This window comes from uncultured Phascolarctobacterium sp., assembly GCF_905212365.1.
In the GTDB taxonomy this organism is placed as follows: Bacteria; Bacillota; Negativicutes; order Acidaminococcales; family Acidaminococcaceae; genus Phascolarctobacterium_A.
Map to the genome: position 1 here is coordinate 1 of NZ_CAJMEH010000004.1, position 17922 is coordinate 17922.

At 47.9% G+C, this 17922-nt stretch carries 21 protein-coding genes; 5 read left to right on the top strand and 16 right to left on the bottom strand.

Annotation, left to right across the window (positions count from 1 at the left end; all coding sequences use genetic code 11):
- The 7 genes from QZ105_RS01345 to QZ105_RS01375 all read right to left on the bottom strand — a co-directional run.
- On the bottom strand, nt 1–358 hold a 358-nt coding region (locus QZ105_RS01345; protein ID WP_293728052.1), incomplete at its 3' end, for an L-serine ammonia-lyase, iron-sulfur-dependent, subunit alpha.
- Nucleotides 359–368: 10 nt separating this feature from the next.
- Entirely contained in the window at nt 369–1034 is a 666-nt protein-coding gene (gene sdaAB, locus QZ105_RS01350) for an L-serine ammonia-lyase, iron-sulfur-dependent subunit beta (RefSeq protein ID WP_293728053.1), read from the bottom strand.
- A 13-nt stretch (nt 1035–1047) separates the two neighbouring features.
- On the bottom strand, nt 1048–1488 hold the full coding sequence (locus QZ105_RS01355; RefSeq protein WP_293728054.1) for a HutP family protein: 441 nt from the start codon (nt 1486–1488) through the stop codon (nt 1048–1050).
- A 4-nt stretch (nt 1489–1492) separates the two neighbouring features.
- Nucleotides 1493–2926, bottom strand: coding sequence for a sodium:solute symporter family protein (locus QZ105_RS01360; RefSeq protein ID WP_293728055.1), 1434 nt, complete (start codon nt 2924–2926; stop codon nt 1493–1495).
- A gap of 466 nt (nt 2927–3392) precedes the next feature.
- Nucleotides 3393–4139 carry a DNA methyltransferase gene (locus QZ105_RS01365; RefSeq protein WP_293728056.1) on the bottom strand — a complete coding sequence of 249 codons (747 nt, stop codon included), beginning with the start codon at nt 4137–4139 and terminating at the stop codon, nt 3393–3395.
- Nucleotides 4139–5020, bottom strand: a complete 882-nt coding sequence (locus QZ105_RS01370) for a type II restriction endonuclease (protein WP_293728057.1) — start codon at nt 5018–5020, stop codon at nt 4139–4141. The genes QZ105_RS01365 and QZ105_RS01370 overlap by 1 nt, the downstream gene beginning before the upstream one ends.
- Before the next feature lie 83 nt (nt 5021–5103).
- Nucleotides 5104–6039, bottom strand: a complete 936-nt coding sequence (locus QZ105_RS01375) for a DNA adenine methylase (RefSeq protein WP_293728058.1) — start codon at nt 6037–6039, stop codon at nt 5104–5106.
- 269 nt (nt 6040–6308) lie between these two features.
- Here QZ105_RS01375 and QZ105_RS01380 point away from each other — a divergent pair, with 269 nt between their 5' ends.
- The 5 genes from QZ105_RS01380 to QZ105_RS01400 are packed head-to-tail and all read left to right on the top strand — an operon-like array spanning nt 6309 to nt 10910.
- On the top strand, nt 6309–6548 hold the full coding sequence (locus tag QZ105_RS01380; RefSeq protein ID WP_293728059.1) for a TIGR03905 family TSCPD domain-containing protein: 240 nt from the start codon (nt 6309–6311) through the stop codon (nt 6546–6548).
- Between the two features lie 32 nt (nt 6549–6580).
- Nucleotides 6581–7531 (top strand): magnesium transporter CorA family protein, encoded by a 951-nt coding sequence (locus tag QZ105_RS01385; RefSeq protein WP_293728060.1) that lies wholly within the window; start codon nt 6581–6583, stop codon nt 7529–7531.
- A 24-nt stretch (nt 7532–7555) separates the two neighbouring features.
- On the top strand, nt 7556–7786 hold the full coding sequence (locus QZ105_RS01390) for a hypothetical protein (protein ID WP_293728061.1): 231 nt from the start codon (nt 7556–7558) through the stop codon (nt 7784–7786).
- Nucleotides 7787–7798: 12 nt separating this feature from the next.
- On the top strand, nt 7799–9334 hold the full coding sequence (locus QZ105_RS01395) for a helicase HerA-like domain-containing protein (RefSeq protein WP_293728062.1): 1536 nt from the start codon (nt 7799–7801) through the stop codon (nt 9332–9334).
- Between the two features lie 10 nt (nt 9335–9344).
- Nucleotides 9345–10910, top strand: coding sequence for a ClC family H(+)/Cl(-) exchange transporter (locus QZ105_RS01400; protein WP_293728063.1), 1566 nt, complete (start codon nt 9345–9347; stop codon nt 10908–10910).
- Nucleotides 10911–10990: 80 nt separating this feature from the next.
- Here the strand turns inward: QZ105_RS01400 and atpC are convergent, their stop codons facing one another.
- From atpC to QZ105_RS01445, 9 genes are all read right to left on the bottom strand, one after another.
- Nucleotides 10991–11401, bottom strand: coding sequence for an ATP synthase F1 subunit epsilon (gene atpC, locus QZ105_RS01405; RefSeq protein ID WP_293728064.1), 411 nt, complete (start codon nt 11399–11401; stop codon nt 10991–10993).
- A gap of 2 nt (nt 11402–11403) precedes the next feature.
- A complete protein-coding gene (atpD, locus tag QZ105_RS01410; RefSeq protein ID WP_293728065.1) occupies nt 11404–12816 on the bottom strand; it encodes a F0F1 ATP synthase subunit beta in 1413 nt (470 codons plus the stop codon).
- A gap of 30 nt (nt 12817–12846) precedes the next feature.
- Entirely contained in the window at nt 12847–13731 is an 885-nt protein-coding gene (atpG, locus tag QZ105_RS01415) for an ATP synthase F1 subunit gamma (RefSeq protein ID WP_293728066.1), read from the bottom strand.
- A gap of 7 nt (nt 13732–13738) precedes the next feature.
- Nucleotides 13739–15565 carry a F0F1 ATP synthase subunit alpha gene (gene atpA / locus QZ105_RS01420; RefSeq protein ID WP_293728067.1) on the bottom strand — a complete coding sequence of 609 codons (1827 nt, stop codon included), beginning with the start codon at nt 15563–15565 and terminating at the stop codon, nt 13739–13741.
- Nucleotides 15566–15658: 93 nt separating this feature from the next.
- Nucleotides 15659–16138, bottom strand: a complete 480-nt coding sequence (gene atpF, locus QZ105_RS01425; RefSeq protein WP_293728068.1) for a F0F1 ATP synthase subunit B — start codon at nt 16136–16138, stop codon at nt 15659–15661.
- 45 nt (nt 16139–16183) lie between these two features.
- Nucleotides 16184–16447, bottom strand: a complete 264-nt coding sequence (gene atpE / locus QZ105_RS01430) for a F0F1 ATP synthase subunit C (RefSeq protein ID WP_366935949.1) — start codon at nt 16445–16447, stop codon at nt 16184–16186.
- A 54-nt stretch (nt 16448–16501) separates the two neighbouring features.
- On the bottom strand, nt 16502–17215 hold the full coding sequence (gene atpB, locus QZ105_RS01435; protein ID WP_293728070.1) for a F0F1 ATP synthase subunit A: 714 nt from the start codon (nt 17213–17215) through the stop codon (nt 16502–16504).
- A 16-nt stretch (nt 17216–17231) separates the two neighbouring features.
- The gene (locus QZ105_RS01440; RefSeq protein ID WP_293728071.1) at nt 17232–17636 is read right to left on the bottom strand and encodes a hypothetical protein; all 405 of its coding nucleotides are present in this window, start codon (nt 17634–17636) and stop codon (nt 17232–17234) included.
- Nucleotides 17633–17893, bottom strand: a complete 261-nt coding sequence (locus QZ105_RS01445) for an AtpZ/AtpI family protein (RefSeq protein WP_293728072.1) — start codon at nt 17891–17893, stop codon at nt 17633–17635. The genes QZ105_RS01440 and QZ105_RS01445 overlap by 4 nt, the downstream gene beginning before the upstream one ends.
- Nucleotides 17894–17922 lie beyond the last annotated feature (29 nt).

Sequence of the window (17922 nt, forward strand, 5' to 3'; positions counted from 1 at the left end):
CCGTCGGCGCTGCCACGATACGGCCCATGGCCGCGTTGCATTCGCCCACCGCCGTAGCGTAAATCACGGCGTCCAGCGCTTTATCTCCCAAAAGGCGGACAAGCTGCTGCCCGGCAGCCGCCTGAGCCAATTTTTTCGCGTCGCCGCCCGTCAGGCCGCTGTGCGAGCGCACGCCGGTCAAGCCATGCTCCACCGATTTTTCCATAACTTTAAGCATGGCTTTCATCTGCTCCAGCAAGTCTTCTTGGCTGCATTCCAGCTCGCGCATATTATAATCCAACAAAAATTCATCCAAAGGCTGCTGCCAACCGGCGGCTTCATCAATCCAACCGTTTAACGAAAGCATTTCTTTTTTCATCGCAAGCTCCTTACAAAACACTGCCGATAAAGCGCACTGATTCAATCTGCTGCAAAGCGCCGATAAGATTGATAATTCCCTGCGGCACAGCCTGGTCGCATTCAATAACCATGGAGGCCATACCGCCCTTATTGCTGCGGAAAACGCGCATCGTCGCGATATTCACTCCGGCATTAGCCAGCGTGCTCGTCACCAGCGCAATCACGCCGCGTGCGTCCACATGCACGGTTAAAATGGCCGGCAGCCTGCCTGTGAGCTCCACGGGAAAGCCGTCGATTTCCGTTACCTTGACCTGCCCTCCGCCAACGGAAGAACCGATAATTTCACAGTAGCTGCCGCCGGCAGAGGTCAGCTTAAACAGCACCGTATTAGGATGGGCCTTATTGCCCAAATCTATTTTATGGTAAGAATAAGCAAGCCCTGCATCCGCAGCATATTCTGCTGCCTGGGGAATGCGCTCGTCGTCGGGCAGCCATCCCATTAAGCCTGCCAGCAGCGCCATGTCCGTGCCGTGCCCCTGATAGGTTTCGGCAAAGGAGCCGTGCAAGTGAATTTCCGCCTTTACCGGCCGAGCTCCTAAAATGCTGGAGGCCAAAAGCCCCAAGCGCACAGCTCCGGCCGTATGCGAGCTGGACGGCCCAATCATCACCGGGCCGATAACGTCAATAATATTCATGGTCAATCACCCTTTATTCATCGCTGGCCAGGGAACGGTGAGCCAGCCCCACGCACATTTCGTTAAGATTGAGTACGCCCACGCCCATGTACAGCGCCACGCATAAATGCTCGCCGCAGCGGGCCAAGCCAATCTTGCCGCCCACATTAAAGCCCACGGCCTTATTCTTCACCTGCTCCAGCGCCTCGTGCGCCGCCCCGGCCACCGCGCCTGCGCCCACATGAGTTTCCGTCACCAGCCCCTGGCGCTGAGCGGCAACTACGGCGCGCTCGATAATCTTGACGATGGAGGGAATGAACTCGCCGCCAAAATCCACGGCCGTCGCGCGGATGCCCGAAGCCGCCAGCCTTTCCTTAACGCGCATTTCCTCCTGCCGGTTTTCCGTCAGGGCGATGCGCAGAGCGGCGCGGCCTATTTCGATACTGTTCAAAGAGTTTTTGCCATTTTCGTGCATTTCATCAAGCCTCTTCTGTTTTTTCTACATCCTTAATCTTATTTTTATCCACAACGGAAATCAGCAGGAAGGTGATAATGCAAATTACCCATTCAAAGTAAACTACCTCTTGGAAGAAAGGTTTAATAGCGCCCAAAACATTCCCCGGCATATACCACAGCACAATGCCCACAATGCCTACCAGCGTCGTCCAGAAGGCGCTGCTGCGGCGGCAGACTCCCGGCGCAAAAACCGTAAAGAAGAAAATGCAGGTCAGCGCCGTCGTCATGGACAGGCCGGCAATCATAGTTTTAAGAATGCCCGCGGCGTTGAAGGCAAACCACAGCGTTACCATACCTACGACAAAGATAATCATACGGTTGATTTTAACAAAGGCCGTATCGTTGATATTGGGATTGATAAAGCGTTTATAAATATCCTGAGAAAACAGCGTGCCTGCGCCCAGCAAAATTGTGCAGGCGGTGGATACGTCGGCGGCCCACAAAGCGGCCAGCGTAGCGCCGGAAGCGATGGGGTTCAGGCTCATAACTACCTTAGGCATAGCCAGCGCAGCCTTTTCCACAGGAATATCGGGGAACATAACCTTAGCGACCAAACCCAGAATCGCGCACAAAAAGCCGATGGGGAAAATCAGCAGGCCGCCCAGCAAAAAGCCGTTGCGGGCAGTTTTTTCATTGCTGGCGCCGCAGGCGATCTGCACCGGGCCCTGCGCCGTAATAGCCTGGGTAATCATAACGATGAACCAGCTTACGATAACGACGATAGGAATACCGCCCAGCGGATTCATCATCACGGTCGCGTTAGGCAGATTAGCTTCCAACGCTTCAAGCCCGCCCACATGAATCACCGCTTCGATGCAGGAATAAATGATGCCCAGATAAATCAGCGTCACGCTGACGATATTAGCCAGGCCGCTGGACCACAGGCCGCCGATCAGCGTAATGCCGATAAATACCACGGCGCTCATCAGCATACCGCTCTTAAAGGTAAAAATGTTAGGCAGCAGGGACGACAGAATAGCGCCGCCGGCTAAATATTGCAGCGCCGTAATAACGCACATAATGATAATCAGGCCGATAGCGCTGATAACGCGGCCCTTGGTATCATAATATTTTTCAAAGAACTCCGGAATAGTGGAAACCTTCAAAGCGCGCAGCTTGCCTGCCGCTACCAGGCCCATCACTACGGAGCCTGCCGCCCAGGCGGCGTTGTACCAGCCTGCCGCCATACCGACGGAGAAAGCTCTTTCCGCCACGCCTACGGTAGAAGCCGCGCCGACAGCCAAGCCGGTAATGTTGACGGCAATCAAGGCGCTGCCCAGCTTGCGCCCGGCAAAGAGATATTCCGTCGAGCCCTTATCAGCCCGGCGCTTTACCCAAAAGCTGATGCCGAACAGCATCAAGATGTACAGACAAACGATAACCAGTTGAATAGACATAAATACACTACCTTTCTTCCATGCTCCCTTGTATGCATAACGATAAACTGCTTACCATACTACCATGCTACGCGGGTACGATTAATTTTAATTATACCAATAATCAGCCGCAATTAAAAGTATTTCTGAAAAAATCCTATTATGCGGAATGTACTTCAAAAAAAGCCGAAGATATAGTAATCCCAGTCATCAAGATATCTTTGATGCATTAGCTTGTTGTAAAAATAATTGTCCCAATGAATATGCTTCAGTAAAAAATGCTATCATTGCCATTTATAATTGTGATGACTTAGATTTATCCCAAATCAATGCCTACTTTCTAGATTATGAAGGGACTAGACGTCCTATCCAAATAATCCTTTTAGCCATAAAATGGTTATTCATGGAACAGGACTGCGCCTACTGGAATTACTCTGGGAGAAAAATGCTTTTTGAAGGTCTTGCAAATCGTCAATTAGTATAAATCTTACTTTTTAAACACAAAAAGATATTCATGAGCAATCAATAAAAAATTATACTTTATGCTATTGGTTTTCCAATACCCAGTAGCTTTACAATTGTGTTGCTCTTTAATTATCAATTCCTTGAGCTTAAAGCCTGCATCTTCAAAAATATGCATGACCTCAAAGGACATAGGTATCATATTACCTTTTTGCCTAGTATCTCCCATTAAAATAGCGCAAAATTTATCTTTTTTAAGAACACGGTAGCATTCATCTGCTACCGTTTTCATTTCCTCAAGAAAATTTTTGACCTTTAAACGCGATAAATCATTTTCTATGTCTTCACTATATTTAATAATATTGGCATAAGGAGGATGCGTGCATATAAGATCAATACCTTCGTCCGGAATAAAATCTAAATGTCTTGCATCTCCTTTACGCAAATATACCTTGCCATCAGCGCCATTGAACTCAAAATTTACTTTCTCTTTGCATCTATTCAGTGCTAAATCGTTTACATCAACCCCAATGATATTCCTATTCAGCAATTTTGCTTCAACAAGCGTCGTTCCACCACCAGCAAACTGATCAAGTACCAAATCACTTTCTTTAGAATACCTGAGCATAATATTACGAGGAATATACGGAGACCAATTCCCGCGCCATTTTGCATCGTGAGTAGCCCAATCCCCACGCTTAGGAAACGACCAATGCGTTGTCATTTCGAGTTCAAAATCATCCGGCTCCCATTTTGTAATTTTCTTGGCCATTATTTGAAAACCTCTGCAATAATACCTTCTTCCAAATCCTTGATATTATAGATATTATCCATTACGTCAAAGGTTTCTTCAAGATTATTACGAGCACTCATCCATCCTTTGCCGTCAGTAAACCACACAAAAGTAAAGCCTTCAATAGTATCAGTTTCAAGAGCAAGCGTTTTGTAGCTTCTTGCAGTTTCATTAAGCTTACTTCCGCTACTGCCATAAAAATTAGTTTCAATTCCATAAATCATATTTGAAGTTTTAACAACAAAATCAAAACGTTTTTCCATCTTACCTTGATTAGAAATAGCTGAAAGATCAATCCCCCATTTCTCTGTAATTTGATGGATATACATTTCCTTAAAATAATCGCGCTCTTTAGTAAATCCTGCTTTTTTTATAAAACTCTCTACTAAATTTTCCATTAAATGTCCGCCACGATTTTTACGTCCATTAGAATCCAAGCCTGTTTCAACACCAGTTGCATAATCAACCAGATTATTGATAATGTGCTTTTCTAATAAATCAAATAAACCTGTGTGTTGCATAAAATAAGAGTATTGTTCAGGTAGCACCCTTATGTCAATAATATCTTTTCTAAAGCCAAACTTATACAGACACCCGCCGTTTTCATCCTGACAATAAATTTCATTTGCTCTGACTGCCAGCAATAACGGTATACATTTTAAAACCTCAGGATATTTCTCAATTAATGTCTCAAAATCTTTCTTAATATTTTTAGAGCCTATGAGAGAATTGAGAATGTTTAATTCAATCTTGATTTCATTCACATTATGATGTACCTTTTCAAAATCAATATAATACCCATAATCTGCGATACTATCACGAAATCCAGTCAACCAACTACTAAAACTTCTTTTCAACATATTAAAGCTCCTTAAATTCTTCAAATTGCCATTCCTATTTAAAATTTTTATAGTAAAATGACATCTTTTTCATTATTAACTTATCATAAAAAATTAGCTATAAGCAGTTCTCTAACTTTTCCTCTCGCTTCGCCATTACAGTTAATCATTCTATTTGCTTCAACTCTTTTAATATTATGTGAGGAGTAAATATTATCAAAAAAATCATCATCTATATTATAGTTCTTTGGATCAGAATTGCTAACAACAATCTTAGCGCCCTTTTCATTCATTTTATCAACAAATCTTGCTAGTTTAACCTGTTCTTCATCATCAAATAAATATTCTGTATATGCGGTAAAGCTTGAAGTATCACTAAGCGGCCGATAAGGCGGATCGAAATAAACAAAGGTCTTTTCATCAATAAAGCTTTCAGATTTTCGATAATCTCCACAAATAATATCGACGCCTTGTAAAAATTTCGACGCTGCACGCAAATTAGCTTCATCGCAAATCAAAGGATTTTTATATGATCCCATCGGAACATTAAAATATCCCTTTTTATTAACACGGAACAAGCCATTAAAACAAGTTTTATTAAGGAAAATCATAAGTGCGGCTTTTTCACTATTGATATTACTATCGCCGTTTACTTTTAAATCATTGAACCTCGCACGCTTCGCAAGATAATATTCCTTACGCCTAACTATATCCATCTGTATAAATTCTCTCTGCATAATTTCAAGAAAAAAAATCAAATCATCAATATTATTTTGGATAATATGATAGGTATTGATAAGTTCTGCGTTAATATCGCTGATATATACTGCTTCCAAATCATATTTATTTAAAATATCAAAAAGCACGGCCCCTCCGCCCACAAAAGGCTCAGCATACTTGGTAATCATACCGTTTTTAAAAGGGTAATACTTTTCTATTTCTGAAAGAAGTTGACTTTTACCGCCCGCCCATTTCAAAAAAGGCTTTGCTTTTTTGAAATTTTTTTGTATGTCGCGAACGTCCGCAAACATAAACTCCATGCCAGTACCTCCATTTATAATCAATAACAGTATATTCTAAATCAATCTCAAAAACAATACCACATAATGAATCGCCTGATAGTTTTTTCCCAATCGCTCTAATACCCTCGATTGTTTTGCTTTATACTTTTTTCCAAAAATCTCGTAAAATTTTTGCGAAAGGCGCGCCAGAAAAAGGATTTTATTTTTTTATGTCGAAATTTTTAATGTATGTTATGTCAAGCTGTATAAAAATCTCGGCCCCGCGCCGAAGCATGGAGGGAAATGATATGTATTCTTACGCACCCAGCGGCGTTTGCGCCCGTAAAATAAATTTTGAAATCGTCGACGGCAAGCTGCACAATGTAAAATTTATCGGCGGCTGCCCCGGCAATTTAGCGGCCATCGGTAAGCTTGTAGAAGGGCAGGACGCCCGCAGCGTCGCCGCAATTTTAGCGGGCAACGACTGCAACGGCCGCGGCACCAGCTGCGCCGACCAGCTGTCCAAGGCTATTTTAGCCAATCTGTAAGCGCCGTTTACTACACGAAAGGAGGGAGCGCCATGTACAAAATTTTAAAAAGCACCGACAATGGTTTGGACGAGCTGGAGCTGGACAATTTGGAAAAGGGCTACTGGCTCGACATAGTGGCGCCCTCTGAAGAGGAATTGCAGGAAATTGCGGCGGCCACCAAAATCCAAATGGATTTCTTAAGCGCCGCGCTGGACGAGGAAGAAAAATCCCGTATCGAAGTGGAGGACGACCAAATCCTCATTCTGGTCGATATCCCCTTTCTGCGCAGCAATAAGGATTACGACACCCTGCCCCTGGGCATCATTATAACAGCCACGGGCATCGTTACTATTTGCCTGGAGCCTAACGGTGTCACGGCTGATTTCGGCAGTCACAACAGCCGCCTGTTCAGTACCTTTAAAAAGACTCGCTTCCTGTTCCAGATTCTGTATAAATCCGCGACCTTATATTTGAAATACATTCGTATTATTATCCGCCGTACCGACGAATTGGAAATTCATCTGCGCCAGTCCATGGAAAATAACGAGCTGTTTAATCTTTTGGATTTGCAAAAATCCCTGACCTACTTTTCCACCTCTCTGCGCAGTAATTCCATCGTGATGGAAAGGCTGCTGCGCCTGCGCAACGCCACCCAGTCCCAGCATCTCATCAAGGTTTATGAGGAGGACGAGGATTTGCTGGACGACGTTATCATTGAATACAAGCAGGCCGTGGAAATGGTAGAGATGTACAGCCACATTCTCAACAGCATGATGGAAGTATTCGCCAGTATCATCAGCAATAACTTGAACCTGGTGATGAAATTTTTAGCTTCCATTACGATTCTGCTGGCCATTCCTACGTTAATAAGCAGCTTCTGGGGCATGAACGTGGCCGTTCCTTTCGAGGATACTCCTTACGGCTTCGCCATCGTCGTAGTGCTGGCCTTCGTCGTCGCTATCGGCAGCGCTTTGTGGCTGTGGAAGCGGCGTATGTTCTGACGCACTCTGCAAGAAGGAGAGCTTATGTCTAAAGTAATTGCTGAAAAGCTGTTGGCTGGAATTATTTTCGGCGACAGCGACAATAACGAATATATTTATCTGCCGGGCGGCGAGGTTGGCTCGGAACGGCCCCTTTGCGTATTGGAGCGCAGCGGCGGCCGGAACGACCTGCCCTTGGACGAAGCCGCCTATATGGTGCAGCATCTGACGCTCAAGCCATGCAGCCACCCTTTGCTGGGCAAGCGTTCATATTAAGGAGGAAAGCTTATGTATGTACCCGAACTGCACAAGGTCTGGCTCTGCCAAAACGCTCAGGGCAACATTTATCTGACGCCCAAAATGGCTAACCGTCACGGGCTGATTGCCGGAGCTACCGGCACGGGCAAAACAGTTACGCTAAAAGTTTTGGCTGAAGGTTTCAGCGAGATGGGCGTGCCCGTATTTTTAGCCGACATCAAAGGAGACGTATCCGGTATGTGCCTGCCGGGCGAGGACAGCCCCGGCTTTCAAAAACGTATCCGGGAAAAATTAGGTTTGGACATCGACTGGCAGTTTGCCGGTTATCCCGTGCGCTTCTGGGATGTTTACGGCAAGAAAGGCCTGCCCGTGCGCACCACCATCTCCGAAATGGGGCCGGAGCTATTAAGCCGTTTGCTGGAGCTTAACGATACCCAGACAGGCGTTATGAATATTATCTTCCGCGTGGCCGACGAGCAGGGCCTGCTGCTTTTGGATTTAAAAGATTTGCGCAGCATGACGCAATACGTCGGCGACAACAGCGCCGCTATCAAGCTGCAATACGGCAACGTGTCGCCGCAAAGCATCGGCGCTATTCAACGCGCGCTGCTGCGTTTGGAGGACCAGGGCGGCGATATTTTCTTCGGCGAGCCCGCGCTGGATATCAGCGAGTGGTTTGCCATCGATACTCAGGGGCGCGGTAAAATAAATTTACTGCACTGCGCCGAACTGTATCAAAGCCCGCTGCTTTATTCCACCTTCCTGCTGTGGATGCTGTCCGAGCTGTACGAAATTTTGCCGGAAGCAGGCGACCTGGATAAACCGAAGATCATCTTTTTCTTCGACGAAGCGCATTTGATTTTTAAGGACGCGCCGCGCAGCCTGCTGGATAAAGTGGAGCAGATCGTGCGTTTAATCCGCTCCAAAGGCGTGGGCGTTTATTTCGTAACGCAGCAGCCGGCAGATATTCCCGAAAGCATTTTAGCGCAGCTGGGCAATAAATTGCAGCACGCCCTGCGCGCCTATACGCCGAAAGAACGCAAAGGTTTGAAAGCGGCGGCGCAAGCCTTCCGTCCCAATCCTGAACTGAACGCGGAGGCGGCGCTCAGCGAGCTGGGCACGGGCGAGGTTTTGGTTTCCCTGCTTGACGAAGAAGGCGTGCCTTCCATGGTACAGCGCGCTTACGTTATGCCGCCGCGCAGCTATTTGGGCGTGTGCAGCGACGGCCTGCGCCAGCAAAATATAAACTCCGATTACCTTTATCATAAATACTCGCAAGCTATCGATCGCGAATCAGCCTACGAGGTTTTGCAAAAGCGCGCGCAGCAGGCGGAAGCAGTTCCTAACAAAAAGGAAGAAGAGCAAAATTCCAGCAGCCTGCGCGACGAGATTCGCCGCAACGCGCCCACCGGCAAAAAGGCGGCTCCATCTGCGCGTTCCTCCCGCACGACGCGTGAAACGCCGTCGGTTTTGGAAAAAGTTGCGACCAGCGCGCTGCAAACCTTCGGACGTACCATCGCCACTTCCCTGGCGCGCGGCCTGCTGGGCAGCCTGCTCAAAAAGTAAGCGCGTTATCATGGACAGTAAAAAACAAATTATTGGAACCTATAAATCCATCGGCAATTGGCACCGCTTTCGCCTGCGCCTGTTCGCCGAAGGCATCTTGACCGGCGTTTTTGCAGGAGTAGTAATCAGCCTGTTTCGCTGGTCCTTGTCGGAAGCGGAAGCCGGACGCGCCTACCTGTACGAACAACTAGCGCTTTGCGAATGGCCGTGGCACGCCGCCTGGTTCGCCGCGCTCATAATATTGGGTTTGATTTTGTATCGTCTGACCAAGCTGGAGCCCATGGCCGCAGGCAGCGGCATCCCCCAGGTTAAGGGCGCGCTGTTAGGCTTAATAAAAATGCGCTGGTTTTCCGTTATGTGGGTCAAGCTTCTTGCCGGCGTTTTAGGCATTGGCGCGGGCTTGTCCTTGGGCCGCGAGGGCCCGTCCATTCAGCTGGGGGCAGTGGCCGCCCAGGGAGTCAGCCGCCTTTTAGGCCGCACCCGCATGGAGGAACGCTATTTAATGACCAGCGGTGCCAGCGCCGGTTTGGCCGCAGCTTTCAACGCGCCCTTGGCAGGCGTAATTTTTGCGTTGGAAGAGCTGCACCGCAATTTTTCCATCATGGTGCTGCTGCCTTCCATGGCCGCAGCCATGACGGCAACTGTAATTTCCCGCGCTCTGTTCGGCCGCGATTCTATTTTTGAAATCCCCGATTTACAGCTTTTGCCCATCAATTATTACGGCATCGTCGTGCTCGTCGCGCTTTTTGCCGGTACGGCAGGCGTAATTTTTAATCAAGGGCTGCTTAATATCGGCCGCTTTTATAATTTACCGCTCTTTAAAAGCCAGGTGCATAAGATTATTTTCGCACTGCTGACTGCCGGTGCGCTGGGCTATTTTCTGCCGGAAATCCTTGGCGGCGGCAACGAACTCATCAATCATTTGGCAAAAACGCCGGTCAGCCTGCAAATGCTCCTGCTCCTTTTGGCAGGCAAGCTGCTTTTTACGCTGATAAGCTACGGCTGCGGCGTCCCCGGCGGCTTCTTTTTGCCCATGCTGGTCATCGGCGCGCTGAGCGGCAGCATTTGCGCCAATGTGCTTATCAGCTTACAGCTAATCGAACCGCTTTACGCCGCTAATATTATGGTTGTCGCTATGGCGGCGCTTTTTTCATCTTCAGTGCGCGCGCCCATTACAGGCACCGTTTTGATTATGGAAATGACGTCATCCTATCAGCAACTGCTTTCGCTGGCCATCGCCTCCATGGTGGCTTTCGTTATCGCAGAACTGTGCCAGAGCAAGCCTATTTACGAGGAGCTCTTGAACCGCATGCTGCAAAAGGAGCGCCCTGCAGCTTCTGTTTTAGAGCAGCGCAATGTCATCGAGCTGGCCGTTTGCAGCGGCAGCCAGGTCGCCAATAAATTTATCAAGGATATTTCCTGGCCGCATAACACTCTTTTAGTTGATATTAAGCGCGGCGAGCAGCAAATCGTTCCGGCCGGCGACACACGGCTGCTACCCGGCGATTTCATTTATGTGCTCACAGAAAACGAGCATGTGGAGGCATTGCAAGGTATGGCAGGCGCGGAGGAATAATATCATCATCTGCATTACAAAAAGCCCCGCTCATACGAGCGGGGCTTAATTGTTGTTTCATTGCATTGTCTTGAAATGCTTTAAGCCTTGCGGGCGGCACGCAGACGAGTGAGCGCTCTCTTAAGCGCACGCTCTGCACGGGCATGGTCGATATCGTTGCTTTGGCTTTGCAAACGATGTTCGGCACGCTCCTTAGCTGCATTAGCGCGGGCAGTATCAATATCAGTATCAGCTTCGGCAATAGTTGCCAAAACGGTACATTTATTGTCCTTCATTTCCAGGAAACCGCCGCACACTGCAAAGGTCTTTTTCGTACCGTCAGTAAACTCCAGCTTCATAGGCGCAATGTCCAGGGTAGCAATGATGGGCAAATGCTTGGCTTTGATACCCAGGCCACCGGACAAAGAGCGGAAGCCAACATAGGTTACATTTTCAGCGGAAAAAAGCATCTTATCCGGCGTGACAATTTCAAATGTAAAAGGTGTAGCCATTATTATTCCTTCATAGTTGCAGCCTTGGCAACAGCGTCATCAATGGTACCAACCATATAGAAAGCGCCTTCGGGCAGGTCGTCATGCTTGCCTTCAAGGATTTCTTTGAAGCCGCGGATGGTTTCCTTCAGAGGAACATATTGACCGGGAGTACCGGTGAATTGTTCAGCAACGAAGAATGCCTGGCTGAGGAATTTCTGAATCTTACGAGCACGGGCAACGGTTACCTTATCGTCCTCGCTCAATTCTTCCATACCAAGAATTGCGATAATATCTTGCAATTCTTTATAGCGTTGCAGGATAGCTTGTACGCCACGAGCAACTTTATAGTGCTCTTCACCAATTACCAGCGGGTCAAGAATACGGCTGGTGGAGTCGAGCGGGTCAACTGCCGGATAAATACCAAGCTCTGCGATTTGACGGGAAAGTACGGTGGTTGCATCCAAGTGAGCGAAGGTGCCTGCCGGAGCCGGGTCAGTCAAGTCGTCCGCAGGTACGTATACGGCCTGTACGGAGGTGATGGAACCGGTCTTGGTGGAGGTAATACGCTCTTGCAAAGCGCCGATGTCGTTCGCCAAGGTAGGCTGATAACCTACTGCGGAAGGCATACGGCCCAGCAATGCGGATACTTCGGAGCCAGCTTGAATGAAACGGAAAATGTTATCGATAAAGAGCAATACGTCTTGGCCGCCAACGTCACGGAAGTATTCAGCCATGGTCAGGCCGGTCAAGCCAACGCGCATACGTGCTCCAGGAGGCTCGTTCATCTGGCCGTATACAAGAGCGGTCTTGTTAATAACGCCAGACTCTTTCATTTCGCCCCACAGGTCGTTGCCTTCACGAGTACGCTCGCCAACGCCTGCGAATACGGAATAGCCGCCGTGTGCAGTTGCGATGTTATGGATCAGCTCCATAATAATAACGGTTTTGCCTACGCCGGCGCCGCCGAACAGACCGATCTTACCGCCCATTGCATACGGAGCGATCAAGTCTACGACTTTAATGCCGGTTTCCAAAATTTTAGTAGATGTTGCCTGTTGGTCGAAGCTGGGAGCCGGTCTGTGGATAGGCCAGTGGTCAGCAGCTTCAACAGGGGTATCGTCATGGTCAACAGTCTCGCCGAGCACGTTGAAGATACGACCCAGTACGCCGGGGCCAACCGGTACGCTGATAGGAGCGCCGGTATCAACTGCTTCCATACCGCGAACAAGACCATCGGTGGAGCTCATAGCAACGGCACGAACTACATTGTAGCCGATATGCTGCATAACCTCAGCGGTCAGGTGAATTTTTACCTTACCTTCATCGGTGGTGCCATCAATTTTGATAGCGTTCAGGATAGCAGGCATGCTCTTCGGAGGGAACTCAATGTCGATAACAGGGCCAACAACTTGTACGATTCTACCTGTATTCAAGGTTTTAGCCTCCCTACGAATTAATTAAGATTATTGCTGCGCTTGCTTCAGCGCTTCTACGCCGCCAACGATTTCGTTAAGCTCACGGGTAATGGAAGCCTGACGTGCCTTATTATAGGACAGCTCCAGGTTTTGTACCAGTTTAGCGGCGTTATCAGTAGCAGAAGACATAGCGGTCATACGGGAACCCAGCTCGCTGGCAGCGGATTGTACCAGAGCAGCGTAAACGACGGTTTCCAGATACTTGGGTGCAAGCACCTCAAGCGTTTCGTCCTCGCCGGGTTCGAACATAAAGGTTGCTTCAGCCTTGCCCTTTTCCTTCACAGGGGGCTCTACCGGCAGAATCTTTTCGCAGGTAGGAGTCTGGGACAAAGCGGTTTTAAACAAAGTAAAGATGATACGCAGCTCGTCAAAGCCCTCGTCGGCAAAACGTTTTGCCGCATCTTGGGCAATTTCAGCAGCGTTATCATAAGACGGTCTGTCAGAATAACCGAAGTGAGAGCTCAGCACATTATAACCGCGGCGTTTGAAGAAATCCCTTGCCTTACGGCCGCTGGTAATTACAACGACTTCAGAATCGCATGCGGAAATTTCCGCAACAGCCATTTTCAATGCGTTAGAGCTGTATGCGCCGGCCAGACCTTTATCAGAGGCGAGCACCAGATAACCAACTTTTTTTACTTCACGATGTTGAAGCAGCGGGTGTTTTTTGGCACTTAGGCCTGCAAGAATACTCGGATCGCTCACAACGTTGGACAACACTTCTTTGATCTTGATGGCGTAAGGACGGCTGGCGGCAGCACGCTCCTGAGCGCGTCTCAGGCGGGCGGCGGCAACCATTTTCATAGCCTTGGTGATCTTACCAATGTTACCTACGCTCTTCATGTGGCGATGAATCTCGCGTGCAGTAGCCATTAGTTAATCACCTGCCTTCACTGGATACAAAGGTTTCCTTGAACTCGGCGATAGCTTTCTTCAATGCTTCTTCATTCTCATCGGTGATTTTCTTGGTTTTGAGGATATCTGCGCCTACTTCAGGATGGTTAGCTTCCATGAAGTCCAGGAATTCTTTTTCGCAGCGGGTTACTTCTTTAACCGCTACGTCGTCGAGATAACCTTTAGTGCCAAGGTAAATGGCCATAACCTGTTTTTCAACAGACAGCGGGCTGTATTGACCTTGCTTCAAAACCTCGGTCAGACGCTGGCCGCGATCCAACTGAGCTTTAGTAGCTTTATCCAGGTCAGAAGCAAACTGAGCAAATGCTGCCAGTTCGCGGAACTGTGCCAAATCCAGACGCAGAGTACCTGCAACCTGTTTCATAGCCTTAATCTGAGCTGCGCCGCCTACGCGGGATACGGACAGACCGGAGTTGATAGCCGGACGGATACCGGAATAGAACAGTTCGGATTCCAGGAAGATCTGACCGTCGGTAATGGAAATTACGTTGGTCGGAATGAAACCGCCTACGTCGCCTGCCAGGGTTTCGATAACCGGCAGCGCGGTGATGGAACCGCCCTTCAGCTCGTCATTCAGCTTAGCAGCGCGTTCCAGCAGACGGGAATGCAAGTAGAATACGTCGCCAGGATAAGCTTCGCGTCCGGGAGGACGGCGGAGCAGCAGGGACATTGCGCGGTATGCAACAGCGTGCTTGGACAGGTCGTCGTATACGCACAGAACGTCTTTGCCCTGGTCCATGAAATATTCAGCCATAGTTACGCCAGCATACGGAGCCAGATATTGCAGCGGAGCGGAATCTGCTGCGGTAGCGGCAACGATGATGGTGTATTCCATTGCGCCGTGCTGTTCCAAAGTACGAACGATACGGGCAACGTTGGAAGCCTTTTGGCCGATAGCTACATAAATGCAGATAACGCCTAGGCCTTTTTGGTTAATGATAGTGTCGACAGCAACTGCAGTCTTGCCGGTGCCGCGGTCGCCGATAATCAATTCGCGCTGGCCGCGTCCGATAGGAACGAGTGCGTCGATACATTTAATACCAGTCTGCAGCGGAGTATCAACGGACTTACGGTCTGCGATACCATGTGCAGGGGATTCAACAGGACGATATTCAGCGGCAACGATTTCACCTTTGCCGTCGATGGGATCGCCGATAGCGCTTACAACGCGGCCCAGCAGGTTTTCGCCTACGGGAACCTCCATGATGCGGCCGGTACGGCGTACAACGTCGCCTTCCTTAATCTTGGTTTCGCCGCCCATCAATACGATGCCGACGGAATCAGGGTTCAGGTTCAGTACCATGCCGGATACATTGTGCGGCAGCTCTACCAACTCGCCTGCCATTGCGTTTTTCATACCGATAACGTTTGCGATACCGTCACCGATCTTCTCTACGATACCAACTTCTTCAAGATCAGCATCCACATTGTAATTCTCCAGCTTAGCGCTCAGAGCATCACCCATAGCTTCGGGTTTAGTGTACTCGTGAATGTCAATGCCACTCAGAGCAACTTCCATTTTCTTCAGCTTGCGAGCTGCGGAAGCGTCGTAAACCTTGTCGCCAACTTGGATAATGATACCGCCGAGAATTGCCGGATCAACCTTTTTATTCAGGAAGATTTCACGGCCCAGTTTCTCGGTGAGAATTGCAGAAATGGATTGATACTCGTCCACGGATAATTTTTTAGCCGTGGTAACGTTTACATCTAACAGCTCTTTAATGGAGCCGAGATCAATTTTGAAGCTGGACAATTCTTGCTTAATCAAAGCAATATTTTCTTCGCTCTTCATATTGTACCAATCACCTCCGAATACCGGCTTTCATCTTTGCTGATTCGCATTTCAGCAGATTCGTCCGGCTTGTTAGGGAAAGCGGCAAAACGCTTATTTCAGAATAGAATCAACGATTTCGCCGGCTAATTTTTTGTCTTCTTCAGAACCTAATTTTTGTTCAACGATCTTACCAGCAGCAATCATGGACAGGTTGATAACCTGAGCACGGATATCGTCCAGAGATTTTTGCTTCTCCAGAGCGATGGTTTCTTTAGCTGCAGCAATCAGCTGCTCCTGCTCTGCCTTGGTGTCAGCCATGATCTTATCATGAGCAGCCTGTGCAGTTTTGCGGGCATTATCGATAATAGCCTGTGCTTCCTGTCTTGCATCCGCTAATTTAGCAGCGTATTCAGATTTAACGGCTTCTGCGTCAGCCTTAGCCTTGTCAGCAGCCTCCAAATCGCTGGCAATTTTATTCTTGCGCTCTTCCATAATGTTCAACAACGGTTTGTAAGCGAATTTCGCAAGAACGAAAACAAGAACCAAAAAGTTCAGGATCTGCGCGATGAGTGTTGCGTTAATATCAACCAATTATAGCACTCTCCTTTATTGTTTTCTTAAAATCAGGGATACAAATTATTTAACGAAGGGGTTAGCAAATACGAGAACGATTGCAATTACATAGCAAAGAATAGGCATGGACTCTACCAGACCTACGGATACCAGCATGTTGGTGAACAGTTTGCCGGCTTCTTCCGGTTGACGAGCCATAGCTTCCAGACCCTTACCGCAAAGATTACCGTTGCCGTGTGCAGCGCCCAGAGCAGCGCCAAAGCCGATGAGACCTGCTGCAATCAAAGATGCAGCCGTAATGATAGCATTTTCAGTCATTTTATTCATCCTTTCGAACTAAATACTTTAATTTTTAAATGATTTTCGGTGCTGAACTGCATCTTATTCGTGATGTGCGAATACAAGTGCATAGCTGGTCAGCGTCAGCATGGTGAAGATAAAGGCCTGTAAGAAGCCAATAAATAAGCTGAACATTACCCAGAATTCGGGTACTACCCACGGAGCCAATTGATACAGTACAATCAGCAAAATTTCGCCTGCCAGGATGTTACCAAATAGACGAAGAGCCATGGTCAGCGGTTTGGTTACTTCTTCCAGCAAATGCAACGGCAGGAAGGCCATAGAAGGACTTACAAAATGTTTGAAATGGCCCAATCCGTTTTTGCCTATACCTACGACATAAACGCCGAGAGCAACTGTCAGAGACAGTGCAAAGCAAGTGTTCACGTCATTGGTAGGAGAAGTCCAATGTGCTCCAACCTGAGGAAGCATACCAAGTTCGTTACCAATGAAGATAAACATAAAGAGGGTAATGATAAAAGGAGCCATGTATTTGCGTCCTTTTACTCCCAAGGTATCTTCCATCAAGCTGCTCAGGAAATCAACAAAGAATTCCATCACATTTTGTAAACCGCTGGGAACCAGCTTCGGACTTCTTGCAGCCATGATGAAGAGCACGAAAACGATAGCCATCGTGATCCAGGTCATATACATTGTCTGCATATTGATGACGATACCAGGGGCTACTTCTGTGGCAAAATAATGGATGATCTCGCCGGAATGTTCTTGTGCTGCTGCAGCTGCTTCATTTCCCATTCTTTCACTCCTTTCTTCACGTCTCCTCCTTATTCAGTCGGTACGCGACAAATGTTAAAGTAATAATTAAAAAAATATGTATAAGAAGAAATCCTATGCACAAACCAGCTACATAGTATTTCATCTTCAACATCAAAAGAAAAATGCTGATAGCCGAAAGCATACGGTACACCTTGTAGCGCCGCATAATCTTCAGCCCCTCCAAAGGATACTGCGCATAAGGGAGAGCCTTACGGATACCGGCGAACATAATCAGCGTATCCAAAAGCCCCAGAACAACTCCCCTAAACAAGGATACGGTAAACTCCCGTGTACAGGCAAAGTAAGACAGCAACAGCACGGGCACAGCCCAAAGCGCCAGCTGCATCAAAATTTTATTGCTGTGTTTGGCCATCAGGGGAGTAAGATCAAATTTCATCATTTTTTCTCATCCTCATCGTCCTTATCCAGCATCGTAGTATACACCAATTTGAAGAACGTCAGAAATATAGAAATAAACGCCAGGCAGATGCATGCCATACGCCAGGTGTGATCGCCGGTCTGAAAGTAATTATCCAGCCAGTTGCCACCCCAATAAGCCAACAGAAAATCAACCACCGCCATAAAGCCTAACGACGAAACGGTAGCCAGAGCGTTCAGCGCTCTGATATATTCTCTATCACTTTTGCGTTTATCCATCTTCTCCATCCCTGGGCAGATATTACTGA